This is a genomic window from Pedobacter sp. WC2423, from assembly GCF_040822065.1.
Lineage (GTDB): Bacteria > Bacteroidota > Bacteroidia > Sphingobacteriales > Sphingobacteriaceae > Pedobacter.
In genome coordinates, this window is record NZ_CP162005.1 from 4,785,973 (window position 1) to 4,803,076 (window position 17,104).

13 protein-coding genes are annotated in these 17,104 nt (G+C 39.4%); 3 read left to right on the top strand and 10 right to left on the bottom strand.

Going from position 1 to position 17,104, the window contains the following annotated elements; translation table 11 throughout:
• Positions 1-6: 6 nt before the first annotated feature.
• Entirely contained in the window at positions 7-2,916 is a 2,910-nt protein-coding gene (locus AB3G38_RS19960; RefSeq protein ID WP_367865504.1) for a SusC/RagA family TonB-linked outer membrane protein, read from the bottom strand.
• Between the two features lie 269 nt (positions 2,917-3,185).
• A complete protein-coding gene (locus AB3G38_RS19965; protein WP_367865505.1) occupies positions 3,186-5,093 on the bottom strand; it encodes a 7TM diverse intracellular signaling domain-containing protein in 1,908 nt (635 codons plus the stop codon).
• Between the two features lie 133 nt (positions 5,094-5,226).
• Between AB3G38_RS19965 and lgt the strand changes: the two genes are divergently transcribed.
• Entirely contained in the window at positions 5,227-6,084 is an 858-nt protein-coding gene (lgt, locus tag AB3G38_RS19970; RefSeq protein WP_367865506.1) for a prolipoprotein diacylglyceryl transferase, read from the top strand.
• Here the strand turns inward: lgt and AB3G38_RS19975 are convergent.
• The 4 genes from AB3G38_RS19975 to AB3G38_RS19990 all read right to left on the bottom strand — a co-directional run bounded on the left by AB3G38_RS19975 (position 6,074) and on the right by AB3G38_RS19990 (position 9,165).
• Positions 6,074-7,270 (bottom strand): MFS transporter, encoded by a 1,197-nt coding sequence (locus AB3G38_RS19975; protein WP_367865507.1) that lies wholly within the window; start codon positions 7,268-7,270, stop codon positions 6,074-6,076. The genes lgt and AB3G38_RS19975 overlap by 11 nt on opposite strands.
• Positions 7,271-7,311: 41 nt before the next feature.
• Complete coding sequence (locus tag AB3G38_RS19980) at positions 7,312-7,950, bottom strand: hypothetical protein (RefSeq protein WP_367865508.1); 639 nt, start codon at positions 7,948-7,950, stop codon at positions 7,312-7,314.
• A 19-nt stretch (positions 7,951-7,969) separates the two neighbouring features.
• Positions 7,970-8,683, bottom strand: coding sequence for a YqjF family protein (locus tag AB3G38_RS19985; RefSeq protein WP_367865509.1), 714 nt, complete (start codon positions 8,681-8,683; stop codon positions 7,970-7,972).
• Positions 8,684-8,802: 119 nt separating this feature from the next.
• Positions 8,803-9,165: a hypothetical protein gene (locus AB3G38_RS19990; protein WP_367865510.1), complete on the bottom strand. Its 363-nt coding sequence runs from the start codon at positions 9,163-9,165 to the stop codon at positions 8,803-8,805.
• A 224-nt stretch (positions 9,166-9,389) separates the two neighbouring features.
• Between AB3G38_RS19990 and AB3G38_RS19995 the strand changes: the two genes are divergently transcribed.
• Complete coding sequence (locus AB3G38_RS19995) at positions 9,390-9,731, top strand: single-stranded DNA-binding protein (RefSeq protein WP_367865511.1); 342 nt, start codon at positions 9,390-9,392, stop codon at positions 9,729-9,731.
• 42 nt (positions 9,732-9,773) lie between these two features.
• Here the strand turns inward: AB3G38_RS19995 and AB3G38_RS20000 are convergent, their stop codons facing one another.
• The 3 genes from AB3G38_RS20000 to AB3G38_RS20010 all read right to left on the bottom strand — a co-directional run bounded on the left by AB3G38_RS20000 (position 9,774) and on the right by AB3G38_RS20010 (position 14,602).
• On the bottom strand, positions 9,774-11,831 hold the full coding sequence (locus AB3G38_RS20000; protein ID WP_367865512.1) for a TonB-dependent receptor: 2,058 nt from the start codon (positions 11,829-11,831) through the stop codon (positions 9,774-9,776).
• Positions 11,832-13,148, bottom strand: coding sequence for a sorbosone dehydrogenase family protein (locus AB3G38_RS20005; RefSeq protein WP_367865513.1), 1,317 nt, complete (start codon positions 13,146-13,148; stop codon positions 11,832-11,834).
• Between the two features lie 218 nt (positions 13,149-13,366).
• Complete coding sequence (locus tag AB3G38_RS20010; protein ID WP_068403325.1) at positions 13,367-14,602, bottom strand: isocitrate dehydrogenase (NADP(+)); 1,236 nt, start codon at positions 14,600-14,602, stop codon at positions 13,367-13,369.
• A gap of 130 nt (positions 14,603-14,732) precedes the next feature.
• On the opposite strand from AB3G38_RS20010, the gene AB3G38_RS20015 reads away from it, so the two are divergent.
• Positions 14,733-15,158, top strand: coding sequence for a hypothetical protein (locus AB3G38_RS20015; protein WP_367865514.1), 426 nt, complete (start codon positions 14,733-14,735; stop codon positions 15,156-15,158).
• On the opposite strand, the gene AB3G38_RS20020 is transcribed toward AB3G38_RS20015, so the two are convergent.
• Entirely contained in the window at positions 15,150-16,991 is a 1,842-nt protein-coding gene (locus AB3G38_RS20020; RefSeq protein WP_367865515.1) for a DNA polymerase III subunit gamma/tau, read from the bottom strand. The genes AB3G38_RS20015 and AB3G38_RS20020 overlap by 9 nt on opposite strands.
• Positions 16,992-17,104 lie beyond the last annotated feature (113 nt).

Genomic DNA, 17,104 nt, shown 5'->3' on the forward strand with positions numbered 1-17,104 from the left:
CTAAGATTAAAAGCCAACATTAACACCTATTAAGAAACTTCTTGATTGTGGATAGGTCCCATAATCAACTCCCATGTCTGGTCCATTTGCATCGTAACGGCTCACTTCCGGGTCTAACCCGCTATACTTGGTAAAAGTCAGGATGTTGTAGCCTGTAGCGAATATCATCAGCTTATCCATTTTTAACTTTCCTAAAGCCGCTTTTCCAAAATTATAAGAAAGGGTTGCAGTTTTTAACCTCAGGTAAGAACCGTTTTCTACAAATCTGCTGGAAGTCAATGAATTAGTGTTTGTGAAAGAAGAGGTCGTCAACTGCGCTTTTGGAATATCTGTAACCTGCCCTGGTGTTGTCCATCTGTTTAAGACACTTGCCGACTGATTTTTTGCATCGTACATTCCTTCCAGTTCAATTTTTGAAGCGTTAAACAACTGGTTACCTTGTACGCCCTGAAAGAACACAGACAGCCCAAAGTTTCCATAGGTGAAATTGTTGTTCACGCCGTAAGTAAATTTAGGCTGTGCGGATCCGATAAACTGACGGTCATCGTTATCTCTCTGACCATTGTTATTGGTGTCCTGATAAGTCGCGTTACCTGTTTTTGGATCAACTCCGGTAAACACATAGCCATAAATACTTCCTAACGGGCGTCCAACTACAACTTTTATTGCGGCATCACGTTCAAAAATCCCACCAAAATCAAGTGATTTAGTACTGTTTCCAAGACTGGTTACTTTATTTCTGTTCAGGGAGAAGTTTAAGTCTGTTGACCAGGTAAATTTGCTTTTTTCAATGTTTTTAGTGGATAAGGCGAATTCTAAACCTTTATTCTCCATGGAGCCCACGTTAAGTGCTTGTGTGCCCAGACCTGAAGATGGTGGTAATTGAACTTTTACTAAAAGGTCATTGGTTTTCTTTAAATAAGCATCAGCGGTGAAAGTTACCCTGCTGTTGAACAGGGTTAAGTCGATACCAATATTGGTTTGAGTAGTTTTCTCCCATGACAACTGATCGTTTGCTGGTTGATCCAGCGTATAAGAATTTTGTGCAGTGATCTGGTATAATTTCATGTAAGCGTAATCTCCGATACCTTCGTCATTACCTACTTTACCCCAGCTTCCGCGGATTTTTAAATCATTAATTGTTTTACTGTCTTTCAGGAAGTTTTCTCCTGAGATTCTCCATCCTGCAGATACTGAAGGGAAGTAGCCGAACTTATGGTCAGGGGCAAAACGAGAAGATCCGTCTGCTCTGAAGTTGGAACTTAATAAGTATTTACCATCAAAGGCATAGTTAATCCTTGCTAAGTAAGATTGTTTAGACCATTGAGAACGTTGTGGTATTTTAGGTGCAATAGATGGTGCAATCGGAAGACCTGTCTGATCTACAAAACGGGTAGCTGAATATTCCAGGTAAGTGTAGTCAGATTCCTGCACTGTATAACCCGCCAGCGCACCAAAAACATTTTTGCCAATTGTTTTATTATAGCTCAGAATGTTTTCATTCAGCCATACATGGTCGTTGGTTTTATTATTGTTATAGATACCTCTTTCATTACGTCCGTAAACTGTTTTAAACGGATCAAGTGTATAATCGTAGTATTCGTTTCTAACGTTGGTACTGATTGTAGATTTGAAGACCAGATCTTTATTGAAATTGATTTCTCCTCCAAAGGCCCCGATAAACTTCAATTGTCTTCTCATGTTCTTTGAACCAAATGCATTACCAATTGGATTTTCATATCCCCCTGGTACTGGTGTGAAATTGCCGTTCGGATCATAAATAGTCAGGGTGGGAGGTGTAGTGAGTGCAGCCAATATTACACCTCCTTTAGAGATACCTGCATTGTCTGAGACATCGATAGATTTATTGGATGTTAAAGCTGCCGTCACATTGAACTTAAGCCAGTTAGTTATCTTTTGACTACCGTTGAAATTGAAACTGTATCTGTCTAGCTTTGCAGGTGCAACAACACCTTTATCTTGCTGATAACCTGAAGACAAATAATATTGTCCTCCTTTAGTTCCACCAGATAATGATACTTGATAACTGCTTTGTTGCCCTGTTCCAAAGGCTTCTTTTTGCCAGTCCATATTTTGTGTGCCACCGAATTCGGTGTAACCCAGATCTTTCATCAGGGCGATATATTGGTCGCTGTTTAAAACTTTTTGTTTTCTCCAGAAGTTGGAAACACCGGTAAAAGCATTAAATCCTACTTTTACCTGGCCTGCAGAACCTTTTTTTGTGGTAATTAATACGACTCCGTTTGCACCGCTTGAACCGTAGATGGCAGCTGCTGATGCATCTTTTAAAATCGTCATAGTTTCAATATCGTTTGGATTGATGAAACTCGCATCTCTGGAGGTAACTCCATCGATTACATATAAGGGACTGTTTGAAGCTGTCAATGAGGTATTACCACGGATGCTTACTGATATGCCCGCGCCTGGTTTTCCTGATTGAGAGGTAACCTGTACACCCGCTGCTTTACCCTGAAGGGCTTGCAGTGCATTTGTTACTGGCTGATTCTGGATGTCTTTAGCAGAAATAGAGGCGACTGATGTGGTCAGGTCTTTTTTAGTCTGTGTACCATAACCGACTACAATAACTTCATTGAGCTGCTGGTTGTCATCTGTTAATGTCACCACCACATTTTTGCGGCTGTTTACGGTTTCTTCTATTGTTTTATAACCTATAAAAGAAAAGATAAGTGTGCTGTTTGATGGAGCTGATAAAACATAAGCACCGGTTCCGTTGGTGACTACGCCATTGTTAGTGCCTTTAACTTTTACCGAAACTCCTGGTAATGGCAGTCCCTGATGATCTTTTACTTCACCTTTTATGGTCATGTCCTGTGCTATAGCTACAGAGACCCCGCATAAAAGACAAATGAGAAAAAGAGTAAAATTTTTAATCATGATTAGCTTGTTTAGGTATGTATTTGATTGTTAAAGTTACGTGCTAATAGCTGTTAAATGCAAGCTGTTCTGAAATTATATTTTACATAATCACTTGATATACAGTTGTTTGTTTGATTATTGATACGCTTTAATACCGTAATCTAAAAGATGATTTGTAGCTGATTTACAGGGGATAGGGAGAAATCCTCTATCCGGATGGTGAAGCAAACGATACGCTTTAATACCCTGAAGAATTATTTTGATTTTAATGCAGGTTTAACCGCTTTTTATTCAAGTACAAGCTGGCTCCACCCGTTTTTACTGGTCTTTTTTAAGACTGTTTTTCTCTCTTCCATCAAAAGTTTGATCTTGGAGCCGTAGGTCCAGCAGGTACTTTGACGGATGTTCAGTATTTCAGCAAGCTTGTGAGAAGAGATTTTTCCTTTACTGGAATAGATCAGGAAAATCATATAAAATGCTTTATTGATCGGGATCCGGGTATTTTGAAAAACGGTATAGGCGGTCACTGATTCTTCATATCCGCATTTACTGCATCTTCTGCTAAATGCAATGTGACCGGTATAGAAATGTGTGTTTTTACATTTACGGCAGCTATAACCGTCTTTCCATTTGAGGTCAGAAAGGAACAGGTTGCAGCTTTCTTTGTCAGGATAGATTTTACTGAATTCTTCGAAATCAACATCGGCAGACATCACCCGGTCACGGGTTACTTTTTCTACATTGGTCTGAAGTTCCTGGTTGTCTTGTTCCAGCAGGATATTCATCCTCGATATTTCTTCTGCCTGCTGTTGCAGCCTGTCATTTACTGCAAGCAGCTCTGCATTTTTGGCTTCAATGATAAGTGATTTGTGAAATACCTCTTTAGTGCGTTCTTCTACTTTCGTTTCCAGTTGCTGGTTTAAGGTGTCTTTCAGTTTTACATTTTCTGCCATCTGGCGGATCATCTGGCGTTGTACTTTTTCTTTTTTTGTTTTCAGGATACGTACTTTATCACCAATGGCAAAAGAAAGAAATACCATTTCCAGCACAAAACAGAAGCTCAGGCTATAATAGCTGATTACACCAAAGTTTAACCAGGCAAATCCCAGCATAATCAGGAATTTCAAGGTAAAGCCAATAAAGAGGAAACTATAGCCTAAAACAAAGAAACGGGCAGGTTTATAGCCTTGTTTATAAATGTAAATACCGGTATAGAATGCAACTGCCAGGGGAATAAATTCAAGGAACTTATACGCGAATAAAGACTGGTCTATCCATAAACTGTAAAGGAACAGCGCCGTCCGGATACCGATGATATAAAGAATAAACTTGTTTAATTTCGGGGCCTTAGCTTTCACAAAGAGCAGTTCTTTGGTAAACATCAAGGCGAATATACTAGTTGCATACAGGGCAAAGGCATAGGCAATCTGGTTCCAGTGAGTGGCGGAAGACCATAAATACTGATAGGCGATGCCGTCTGTACTCATCTCAAAGAAGCCTACGCTCAGGTTGTACAAAACATAATAGAGGTATTGCCTTTGCCTGATGGCGATAAACATGATCAGGTTATAGAAACTAAAGACCAGGATCATTCCATAGAAAATACCAAAGTAAAAGTATTCATCCAGTGCGTAGGAGATAAACCAGTCTACGCTTCTGAGTACAATGATTGCGTCAGAAATCTGTGAGGACTTGAATTTGAAATAGTAAAGCTGCGTTTCATCATGGTCGTTGCTGATATACAGTTCGAAATTTTTATGGTGAAGTTCACGCTGATCAAAGTTGAATTGGTCACCAAATTCTTTGATTTTATAACGCCCGTCCTTTTGAGGTAAATAGGCGGTTACATGGTCTATGGTCTGATCGAAAAACTCAAGGAGATATTTTTTACTGGCTTTACTATTGTGTTTGATTTTAATCCTGAACCAGTAGGTTGCTTTTAAATCGGTAGTTTGCGGTGTACTTTTTATACTTTTTATGAAATGCTGGTCAAAGTCTTTGCTGCTTATCTTTTCAAAGCTGAGTGTATTTTGAGTGTCTTTGAACCATTCTATTTCACCAAAATTGAAGATGTGCTGACTAACTCTGTCATTTACGGTTACTGTTTTTTGCGCATAAACAGCCGGGCTAATGGCAAATAGGAGAATTGCTGTGAGTAAGGTACGTAAGCTTGAGAGTGTGAACCGGTTAAACATAAATGAATAAGAAAGCCCCTGGCATCTGGTATAAAAGCAAAGATAGGATTAATTTGATTTCAAATCTGCAACGTGATTGCATATGTCTATATATGGTCTATATTTGCAGGCATTAATACAAATTTAAGGAGATATGAGCATAGCTACCATTATATGGAACCCGGGTGATTCACTAATAGATTTAGGTTTTTTTGCTTTAAAGTATTATTCCCTGTTTTTTCTGCTTGCTTTTGTTTTTAGTTATATCGTAGTCAAAAAACAATTTATTAAGTATGGGATTGATGTGGAACTCATGGATTCTTTAACGATCTATGTTGTTTTAGGGACACTGATTGGGGCCCGTCTGGGGCATGTTCTGTTTTATGATTTCGCTTATTTTTCTCAGCACCCACTGGAAGCTGTTCTTCCGGTTACTTTTACTCCTCATTTTCGTATCACTGGTTTCCTGGGGCTGGCTAGTCATGGTGGCGGAATAGGAATTATGCTGAGCCTGATTTTATTTAGCAGAAAATTCAAGGTGAAATTGTGGTTTCTGTTAGATCAGGTCGCATTGGTTGTCCCGCTGGCGGGTACTTTTATCCGGTTGGGTAACCTGATGAATTCAGAGATTATTGGTAAGCCTGCTGATGTGAGCTGGGCTTTTGTTTTTCTCAGAGATGATCATATTCCACGCCATCCGGCACAATTATATGAAGCTATTGCTTATTTATTAATATTTGGTTTTGTTTACCTGATGATGAAGAAATATCCGAGAGCTTCCGGGTTTTATTTTGGAATGGTCATCTTTTTGATCTTCTGTTTCAGGATTGCGATTGAATTTATCAAAGAAGATCAATCTGCTTTTGAGGCAGGCATGCTTTTGAACATGGGCCAGTTGCTGAGTATCCCATTCATTTTAACGGGTATGGTTATTATGTATGTTAAAAGAGGGGAACAAGAGCAGGCACCGATGAAAGAAGAAGTCACAAAATTGAAAACTGCTAAGCAATAGCAGTTTTCAATTTTGTTCTGTTATTAAACAAAGAGGTGAGCAACATGCACAGTAAAAATCCGCCAAAGGCCAGTCCTGCACCCACATATTGCGGAGAGGTAAAACCATAGGCTGCAATTGGCATACCGCCTAAAAATGCACCTAAAGCATTTCCTGTATTTGCACTGGCCTGCATAGATGAAGAAGCTAACATTTCTGCGCCTTTTGCTGCGCCAATCATCAGCATTTGCATAGGTGCAATTACGGCGAAGGCAAGTGCCCCTGTAACAAAGGTCAATAAGATTGCTGCAATTTTAATATGGCTCAGCAAAGCAACAAGGATCAGGGTAACAATCATGGCCAATAATAAATAACTGGTTGTTTTGAGTGGTGAAAATTTGTCTGCCAGACGACCTCCGATAAAGTTACCGACTGCCATTCCCAGGCCTGCAATAACCATAATAGGAGTGATCATGTTGCTGCTGAAATGTGCTACTTCTGTCATCAGTGGTGCGATATAACTGATCCAGGCAAACAGGCCTCCTGTACCTATGGCGGAAATTCCGATGATGATCCAGAGTTCTGGTTTTTTAAATACTTTAAGGCTGTCTGAAAACTTGGTTTCTGATTGTGATGGGAGTACGGGTAACCATAATTTAATACTTGCTGCGGTAATCAGGGCAATAACAGAGACTAAAAGGAAAGAAATTCTCCAGCTTACATTATGACCGATAAAAGTACCCAGGGGTACGCCGATTATATTTGCTATCGTAAGACCGGCAAACATAACCGATACTGATTTTGCTTCACTTCCGGGGTCAGCCAATCTGCTGGCAACTACTGCACCGATACCGAAAAAAGCACCGTGTGGCAGGCCTACCAGGAAACGGGCAGCAAGCAGTAATTCATAAGTAGGAGCAAAGCTGAATAAAATATTACCGCTGGCTACAGTAATCATGAGTCCGATCAGCACCTTTTTGGGAGGATACTTTCCAAGGACGGCAACCATAATCGGGGCCCCGATGATAACGCCTAAGGCATAAATAGAGATTAAATTCCCTGCTGAAGGGATACTGATGCTGAGGGTCTTAGCTACATCGGGCAATACCCCCATCATCATGAATTCTGTCATTCCCAGGCTGATGCCACCCAGGCAAAGTGTGATCAGACTTATTTTTGTGTTGGTAATTAGCTTCAGTAATTTCATATTGGCCGCAAAGATAAGATTGTTGAGGCCAATTGTATGGTTTACAGATTTATATGATATGGATATGAAATTTCTATCAGATCTTCTATCAGCTGGTCCCAGTCTTCCAGTTCGTTAACCAGGGAACAGACTATATCTTTAGTCAGTGGTTCCTGGTTGAATATCCGGGTGACTGTATCCAATGGAATTCCGCTTTCTGCGTAACTTCCTTTAAAATAATCTGATGCCCATTTAACATAGGTAGCAGGCTCAGCGTCCAGTGGGCTTAGCAGTTCTGCAGAATGGTCGTCATTTTGGGCAGGAATCCCTGTTGTCCATGGCTGACCGTTTAATTGCCATACCGAAAATGTAGTTCCGGCAGAGTTTACAGGTTCCCCAAAAATGAATTCATGGAACACTTCAGGAAGCAGATCCGTTAATTTGTCTTTTTCTCCTTGTTCTGCTTCTGCAAAATAACCATTAATTACGGCTCCTTCATTTCTGAATAAAACCAGCAGCTGGTCACCTTCTCCGTTGCGCATTTCAAAAAATTCCTCGTCTTCGCTCCATTGACTGTTATAAGAGTAATAACGGTAAGTCCAATCCTGACAAAGTATGGCGTCCAGTACTGCCATAGCTTTGCAGGCGGATTGTAGCTTTTTGTTGTCTGGCAACAATTGAAGGTCTGATGTATTGATCATAAATATTTAAATAGGGGTTCTAGCCCTGAATTCCTTTTTTGCCCTCTACTGAGATGTCAGAACCTTCTGCCAGCATCACTGAAACAGGTTGCTGATGGTTTAGACAGTCGAATTGCGGCCCATAGGTATGCGCAAAATCTACAGCAATTTTAAATTCTTTAACTTTATACTGTGCCCATTTAGGGTGTTTTACTTCGTATTCGTTCGTTTGTGTTTCATTACATTTGGTATAACCCCAATAGTGTCCGGTAATGAATTCAGCTTCACTGTCCGGTAAAATTTCAGAAAGGGCTTTGTTGGCTTTTACGGAGAAAACCTGCCATTCACTTTTACACCTCCAGCTATACTCTACTTCACGTTCGTCTTCAGTTTCAGTCCACTTGTGGGTCATTGGCATGGCCTCATAGTGTTCATGATAAACGGTATTAGCGACTACAGAAAGTGCGAATTTGGGAACTATTTCCTTAATAAAGACTACGCCGCGTTTTACGGTATCGCCTTCTGTGTACTTTACGTAGAACCGCAGGTTCACCTCTTCAAAATTGGCATGAAAAGGGACACTGAAGCCCAGTAGTTTAGTGTTTTTAAAAAGGAAACCTATTAAACTTACGTAACAGGTGTCATTCCAAATGTCCAGTTCCGTACCTGCTGGCAGGTAAGGGCGTAAGATCTCTTGATCGATGGCATAATTAGCAATTGCTAATTTTCTCCATTCTGCGGTTAAAAAACTCATTAAAGGTTTGGTCTAAATTGATTGATAGACCAAAGTACTAAACCTAAATGATATTGAGGTACTAACCTGCAAATAACCTGTCATTCGAATTTCACTATTTCGGTGTTATTTTGCTTTTTTTATTTAAAATTCAGTGAATGAGTGACTTGTTTAAGCACTAATTGTTCCTCATTTATTTTTATATATCCATAGTTATAGCAGTAAATAGTCATTTCCCCATTTTGTTCCTGTAATTGATGTGTTAAAAAGTTAAAATTAAAACCAGCCGCAGAAAGTGAATGGGGTGTGGAGTTTTTAATTCCCTGTTCAATCAATTTCTCAAGAATACTGGTGTTTTTTTTCAGGATATTATTGATCTTTTTGAAATCCTGATCACGGTTTCTATTGATCCCGTTGTTATAATGACACCGGCAATAATCATCACAAAATTTTTTGTCTGTACGTCCTTTGAGTAGAGTTCCGCAGTCCTGGCAATATTTCATAGGCGCAAATTAATCTGTTTTTATTAATTTATGGTTAAATATTTCTTCTGTTAAATTTTTGTTTAGCCGATAATAAGCGTTTAATGAACGACTAATGGATATTCTTCTTCTCATATTTGAGTTAATGGCCGGAGGATTTCTTTAACTGTGGAGAATATTCATGTGTTGCCCTGATTTTAGAACTGATTGTGGACAAGAGGTGTCTGCTGCTTAAAAATTGAAATATGGATAGAGTAAGAAATAGTGTACGTTTAACTGGTTACGCAGCTACCGACCCGGTAATTGTAAGTTTTATCACAGGAAAAAAAATGGCCAGGCTGAGCATTGGTGTGCATGAATTTTTCAAAAATGGTTTAGGAGAAGCAATAGATCAGACCCAGTGGTTTAATCTGATTTTCTGGAATCAGAAAGTAGAGCTGGTAGAAAATATTGTGAAAAAAGGTATGGCCATGCAGGTTGAAGGGAAGTTGAGTGCGCAGACTTATACAGATAAGAATGGTGACCAGCGGTATACAACCGAAATTATAATCCATAAGCTGGAAATAGTTGACAAGTATGAATTATAAGGGTAACTATTCCCTCTGACTGATGGAGTTAGAGGGGATTTTTTAGAAATGAATATTTAGTCCGGCATAGAAACTTCTTGTAGCGGCAGGATTGAAGTACCGTCCTCCGGCAGCATTCAGGTCATTGCCAGGACTGTAGTTTTGATTGAGCAGGTTTTCTGCTCCGGCAAAGATTTCTACCCGGGTATTTGCGATATGCAGTTCTTTCCACCCGATTTTACTTTGTACCAGGTGATAGGCTCTGGCATAAACGGTATTGGCATCAGTAAGCGGAATTCTTGAAGTATAGTTGTGCTGAAGGAAAAAATAAAATCCTTTTGGTAATTGCAGGTCTATCGAGGTAACGATAACATTTTTTGGCACACCGGTAAGATCTTTCCCGGACAGATCTACTGTACGATCCAGGTAATGATCGAATTTAAAACGGCTAAGCGTATAGGCACTTTTAATTGATAGTCCTCTTATTGTAGTATTTTTATTTGGCAGAATCAGCCATACCGAGGCTGCGGCTTCCAGTCCCCATTGTTTTGTTCCACCTGCATTGATGAAAAACTCTGTCCCGTTTTCATTTAATCTCCGGACTATAGCATTTTTTAACTGGTAGTAAAAGCTATTGAGATCGAGGGATAGCCTGCGGTTTTCTATCTCGTATCTGATTCCTGTTTCATAATTCCATCCGCTCTCTGGCTGTAAGTCAACATTGATCACATTGTCCGAGGCTCTGATTTCGGCAAGGGTGGGTGGTGAATATCCACGGCTAACAGATCCGCGCAACGACAGCTCTTTGTTCAGCAAATAGGAGAGTGCTGCTCTTGGCATAAACTGCAAGTCAAAATTTTTAGTTTTTTGAGCGTCAGCAACCGGAGCTCTACGCTCATATTTGTATTGGTACCAGTTTCCACTGACCGATAATTCCAGCAACAGTTTCTGAAAGATATCCACATTTAAATGTGCATAACTAAAATCAGTCATTGCTTTTAGGCGGTCTGAAGCTTGTAGATTACCTGGTGTTCCGTAGTCATTATCCCTGTTTTCGATGTTTGAAGCTGTTTTGGCGGCCTCTAAACCTAAATTGAATCTCCACGTTATATCTTCTGATTTTTTAAAGTATTCCACATATGTTCGAATTCCAATGGTGAATTCTTTACGATGCTCATAGTTTGTGAGGAATGGGTTTTTGAAATCTGTATAAGAAGTGAAGGCAGAAAGCACATGTTTAAACTGTGAATTTAATTGCCAGTTGTTCGTCACACCTGCATACAAGGTTTTGCTGTAAATCCCTGCTTGCTGTTCTGCCGGACTTCTGGTTTTTCCAAATGCCGGCCTTGATGCCCGTGGGTTTAATTCATACTCTGCTGCTGTTAATCCTCCCGGGGTTTCATATTGTAAATCACTATAAAATAATAAAGCAGTCAGATTTGATTTTGGGGTATAATCCCATTTTTGATGTACTTGTAAGTATTTCCTTTCCATCTTGCTGTGGTCACGGAAACCATCACTTCGCTGGTAAGACTGGTTAATGTTAAGGGTGTAGTTTTTCCACCTTTGACCAAGGTTCAGGTTCTCGTGGAACAAACCAAATGAACCGCCTGTAAGATTTAATGAAAGCTGGGTACTGTCTGTCGCAATAGTATTGGGTGCAATTAATACAACTCCTCCGGAATTAGCGCCATAAATACTGCTTTGAGGACCTTTCAGAATTTGAATATTTTGTATACCAGACAAGTCCAGCGCATTCAGGTAGCTGTTGCCCCCTGCATCAGTTAATGGAAATTCATCAAAGTAGATCTTCACATTCCTGATGCCAAAAGGAGAGCGTAATAAACTTCCCCTTATAGATAACCTGTAGCTCCCCGGAGAACGTTCCTCCATGCGCACTCCTGATATCGTATTTACAGCAGTGACTAAGGAGCTGTTAGGTTGCCGGTCCAGCGCTTTTTTGTCTAAAATAGCAACAGCCCCTGTTGTTCTTAACAAGGGCTGTGCAGAAAAATAAGGACGAATAATGACCTCTTCAAGTTTCTTCGTCGTATCTGGTTTAATCTGACTAAAGCCTGTTAAAGTTAATACCAGAAGCGGAAGTGTAATCAATTGTTTCATCTACCTGGCTGCCACTCTCCAAACCACACCACTTACATCATCTGCAACCAATAGAGCACCATCATTAGCAACGGCTACACCAACGGGACGGCCATAAACTTCGCCTTTGCTTTGATCGGCGATGAAACCCGTTAGGAAATCTTCTGATTTTCCGGTTGGTTTGCCGTTTTTAAAAGGGACAAAAGCGACTTTATAACCTGCTAATACTGATCGGTTCCATGAGCCGTGCTGGCCAATGAAAGCTCCGCCCTGATATTTTTCCGGAAACTTTTTAGCGGTGTAAAATGCCAGTCCTAAAGATGCAGTATGTGAACCAACTGCTAAATCCGGAACAAGAGCAGATTTAACCAGTTCGGGATGCTGACCTTTCAATCTCGGGTCTTCATTTTGCCCGTAATAAGAATATGGCCAGCCATAAAATCCACCTGGTTTAACACTGGTAATATAATCAGGTACAAGATCGTCTCCAAGACCATCGCGTTCATTTACTGCTGTCCATAAGGCATTGGTAACAGGGGCCCAGGCTACACCTACCGGATTTCTTAATCCTGCAGCATATATTTTTTCGCCTGTCCCATCAGGATTTACTTCCAGTATATTCGCCCGGCGCACTTCATGTTCCATACCATTCTCTCCTGCATTACTTCCGGATCCTACTGTAATATAGATTTTGGAATGATCAGCATTTGTAATCAGATTTCTCGTCCAGTGATTGTTATAACCACCAGCGGGCAGTTCCACAATCTTTTTGCCTTTTCCGGTAATTTTGGTGTCGCCTGTTTGATAAGGGTATACATAAAGACCATCAGTATTGGCTACGTAAAATGAATTACCAATAATCAATACCCCATAAGGTTGATCAAGCCCGGATAAAAATGTTGTCTGTAAATCAAATTTACCATCTTTATTGGTGTCCCTGAACAACAGTACTGTGTTTGCACTTGAACCACTTACTTCTGCTTGAGCTTTACCACTCAGTGCATTGGCAATTTTCTCTTTAGTATTACGCTCAGAATTGGAAAGTACAACCAGTATATCACCATTGGGGGCAACATAAATATTTCTTGGACTTTTAATATTTCCTGCGAACCGCGTCACTGTAAATCCTGCTGGTGCTACAGGTGTTTTATCTGCCGGCCAGCCTATAACTTTGCTGAATTTGGTTTTTGAAGCACCGGTATCTGGTGCCGGAAGGTTTAACGCATTTGTAGTACTATCATTCGTAGTTGTATCTGTCTTTATTGTACTCTTTTTTGTCTGTGAATTACAAGAAAGCATAAATGGGACAGTACTCAGCAGCAGCAGATATCTTTTCATTGGAATATGGTTTTTGGTTTATATATTTTATAATCTTCAGCAGCTTGCGAAAGCTATTTTGTTAACAAGTTAATTGAAAAGATGTTTCAGGAAAATATATAGTTCAATGTAGTTGTGAATTTAGCTATTAAAATTGTTTTAACTGTGCGGTAGTAAAAAAAAAGTCCTGCTCAATGAAGAACAGGACTTTTAAAATAAAAATTAGACTACCTCAGTAATTAAGCTAGTTTAGATTGTAAGTTCTCATCAATTGCAGCTAAGAATTCTTCAGTATATAAGTAGTGTTTACCATGTTCTACTTTGTTACCATGGATACAAACAGCTAAATCTTTAGTCATTTTACCACTTTCAACAGTTTCAATACAAACCTGCTCTAAAGCGTGACAGAAGTTAATTAATGGTTGGTTATTATCTAATACTCCACGGAATTCCAATCCTCTTGTCCATGCAAAGATAGAAGCAATAGGATTTGTAGAAGTTGGTTTACCAGCCTGGTGATCACGGTAGTGACGAGTCACTGTACCATGCGCTGCTTCAGCTTCCATAGTTTTTCCATCTGGAGTAACTAATACTGAAGTCATTAAACCTAATGAACCAAATCCTTGTGCAACTGTATCAGATTGAACATCTCCGTCATAGTTTTTACAAGCCCAAACAAAGTTACCATTCCATTTCAAGGCAGAAGCTACCATGTCATCGATCAAACGGTGCTCATAAGTAATACCTGCTTCTTTAAATTTAGCTAAGAAGTCATTTTCATAAATCTCCTGGAAGATATCTTTGAAACGACCATCGTATTTTTTAAGAATAGTGTTTTTTGTAGAAAGGTATAAAGGCCATTTTTTGATTAATGCCTGGTTGAAACAAGCATGTGCAAAACCACGGATACTCTCATCAGTGTTATACATGGCTAAGGCAACACCATCGCCCTGGAAGTTGTATACATCAAATGACTGAACCTCACCACCATCTTCCGGAGTGAATGTCAGCGTTAATTTACCTTTACCTTTAGTTACTAAATCAGTAGCACGGTACTGGTCACCAAAAGCATGACGGCCGATACAGATCGGTGCAGTCCAGTTTGGTACTAAACGAGGAACATTGCTCATTACAATTGGCTCACGGAAAACAGTACCATCTAAGATATTACGGATGGTTCCGTTTGGTGATTTCCACATTTGTTTTAAATTAAATTCTTTTACGCGGTCTTCATCAGGAGTAATGGTAGCACATTTAATACCTACACCGTATTTTTTAATGGCTTCAGCTGAATCAATAGTTACCTGATCGTTTGTCTCATCACGGTATTCTATACCAAGATCATAATATTTAATATCAAGATCAAGATAAGGTAAAATCAGTTTATCCTTAATGAATTTCCAGATGATACGGGTCATCTCATCACCATCTAACTCTACAACTGGCTGGTCTACTTTAATTTTTTGTACAGACATATTATGGTTTCAATTTTAACTTTATAAAAAAACAAAGATATAAATTTTGAGTTTATAGCCTCATTTTCGCGTAAATTACCAAAACAAATGAAGATTAAGTAACGTTATATTGACATAAAAATATTAAGCTATGGTTACAGACGCAAATAATGCAGGTGAAGGTAAAGGATCTGGAGATAAACTTCATAATTCTGACTTAGGAGAGACAAAAGATTTTAACCAGTTATCTTTTGACAAAGAGAAAAATAGTTATGAGCTTGATGTCAAAGGACCGGATAAGGATTATGATCATCCGCTTCCATATGATACTACAGCTGAGAATGGCGGAGACGAGAATTCCGATTATGATGAAGCTAATCCATATATAGGTGACGAATATGCGACCTGGGCAGAAAAGCGAAAAGCTGAACTGGATAACCAGGGAATGCATATTGACCATGGAAATATTGTGGAGGTCAATGCTGAGGACGAACTTTTAGCCAGAACACCAGAAGATGAACGTACAGATCTGGATGAAGAAGGATATCCTAAAAATGATGAACCTGAATTAAGGTAACAGATCCAGATTAAGGCGTTTACGCATGTCTTCCAGTTTAGGATTCTTTTCTAAAAGGTAATGGTATTTTTCGATGCTGGTATATAATCGGTTTTCAATTTTATTTTCTACCCTTTTAGTAACGATTCCTACACTGTAATTCTTTAGCCTTGTTCTCAGGAAATTCAGAAATTCTACCAGTTCATTCTGAAGGATACTTTCCTGAGCAAGGTTAGTAATAGATACTGTAATTTGTTCAGGACTGGTTAACTCCGGATCATTCGTAGTAAGAATGGTATAGAAGTTAATTTTATTTTCTTCCTTAACCTTTTGTATATACTCTTTCCACAGTACCATCAGCTCCTCATGGGTAAATGGTTCTTTCTCTTCACCGAATACAAATTTTGGTTCATCACTCTCTATACCGCCGTTTGCATTTGTAAGTGCTGTAAGGGATGGAATCAGCGTTCCTCCTGCCACATTTCCTAAAGGATTAGGTTTTAATGCAATCTTATTGACAGAATTAAGGTTAGGAGTTACTGAAACGCGGCCAGCCTCAGCCGGGATAACTGGTGGTATTGATGGAATAGCCTTAACAGGTGTTTCTACAGGTTTAGCAGTCATTCCTGCAGGAGGTGGCAGAGGCTCAGGCCTTTCCACATGCACTGCGGGTGCAGTTTTTACATCAGTTTTTTTTTTAGTCTGATCTGTGTCAGTTGCTGTTGTAGAGATGCTATGGGGTAGTTGTGCGAGTTGCAGGACTGACGGAATATGACACATCTTGATCAATGCCAGTTCAACTTGCAGCCGCTGATTCTTGCTGTTTTTATAGGTAAGATCACACTGGTTAGCTAAGTTGAGTGCCGTAAGAATAAACGATACTTGTATCTGCTGACTTTGCGTGATATATTTCTGTTTAATATTTTCGCTAACCTCCAGTAGTTTTACTGTTTGCGGATCTTTGCTGACTAATAAATTCCGCAGATGGCTTGCAAGTCCATTGATGAAATTATTCCCATCAAAACCATTGTTCAGAATTTCATCAAATAATACGAGTGCTAAACTTACCTCTGCATTGTTAAGGTATGCTGTTAACTTGAAATAGTAATCATAATCCAGAATATTGAGGTTGTCGATTACAGCTTTATAAGTCAGGTTTTTATTGGTATAACTTACAATCTGGTCAAACATCGATAATGCATCCCGTAAACCACCATCTGCTTTTTGGGCAATAATATGCAGCCCGTCTGCTTCTACAGTAATTTGTTCACGGATAGCAATCTTATTCAGGTGACTGGAAATGTCATCTACCTGGATCCTGTTGAAGTCAAAAATCTGACAACGCGAAAGGATGGTTGGTAAGATTTTATGTTTTTCTGTTGTTGCCAGTATAAATATGGCATAAGAAGGTGGTTCTTCCAATGTTTTCAGAAACGCATTAAATGCATTTGCAGAAAGCATGTGAACCTCATCTATAATATAAATTTTGTATTTACCAGCTTGTGGCGGGATACGAACCTGTTCAATCAGGCTACGTATATCGTCAACTGAATTATTAGATGCGGCATCCAGTTCATGAAAGTTGAAAGAATGACCAGTTTGAAATGAAACACATGATTCGCAGGTTCCGCAGGCTTCAACCTCACTGGTTAAATTGGTACAGTTAATTGTTTTCGCAAGGATCCTTGCACAGGTTGTTTTACCTACCCCCCTTGGTCCGCAAAAAAGGAATGCCTGGGCCAGCTGATTATTTTTAATCGCATTTTTTAAAGTTCCGGTAATGTGATTTTGCCCTACAACGGTTTCAAACGTTGCTGGACGATACTTACGGGCCGAGACAATAAAATTTTCCATTTCACTGCGAAATTATAAAATTTTTATGGAGCAGAGGGGATTTTGAACAAAATAAAATGAACCAGATATGATTATAGCCGCCATCCTGAGTTTTGATTAGAATTAGCTTCTTT

Coding starts and splice junctions, on each gene's coding strand:
- AB3G38_RS19960 (WP_367865504.1), bottom strand. CDS start 2,916: ATGATTAAAAATTTTACTCTTTTTCTCATTTGTCTTTTATGCGGGGTC.
- AB3G38_RS19965 (WP_367865505.1), bottom strand. CDS start 5,093: ATGTTTAACCGGTTCACACTCTCAAGCTTACGTACCTTACTCACAGCA.
- lgt (WP_367865506.1), top strand. CDS start 5,227: ATGAGCATAGCTACCATTATATGGAACCCGGGTGATTCACTAATAGAT.
- AB3G38_RS19975 (WP_367865507.1), bottom strand. CDS start 7,270: ATGAAATTACTGAAGCTAATTACCAACACAAAAATAAGTCTGATCACA.
- AB3G38_RS19980 (WP_367865508.1), bottom strand. CDS start 7,950: ATGATCAATACATCAGACCTTCAATTGTTGCCAGACAACAAAAAGCTA.
- AB3G38_RS19985 (WP_367865509.1), bottom strand. CDS start 8,683: ATGAGTTTTTTAACCGCAGAATGGAGAAAATTAGCAATTGCTAATTAT.
- AB3G38_RS19990 (WP_367865510.1), bottom strand. CDS start 9,165: ATGAAATATTGCCAGGACTGCGGAACTCTACTCAAAGGACGTACAGAC.
- AB3G38_RS19995 (WP_367865511.1), top strand. CDS start 9,390: ATGGATAGAGTAAGAAATAGTGTACGTTTAACTGGTTACGCAGCTACC.
- AB3G38_RS20000 (WP_367865512.1), bottom strand. CDS start 11,831: ATGAAACAATTGATTACACTTCCGCTTCTGGTATTAACTTTAACAGGC.
- AB3G38_RS20005 (WP_367865513.1), bottom strand. CDS start 13,148: ATGAAAAGATATCTGCTGCTGCTGAGTACTGTCCCATTTATGCTTTCT.
- AB3G38_RS20010 (WP_068403325.1), bottom strand. CDS start 14,602: ATGTCTGTACAAAAAATTAAAGTAGACCAGCCAGTTGTAGAGTTAGAT.
- AB3G38_RS20015 (WP_367865514.1), top strand. CDS start 14,733: ATGGTTACAGACGCAAATAATGCAGGTGAAGGTAAAGGATCTGGAGAT.
- AB3G38_RS20020 (WP_367865515.1), bottom strand. CDS start 16,991: ATGGAAAATTTTATTGTCTCGGCCCGTAAGTATCGTCCAGCAACGTTT.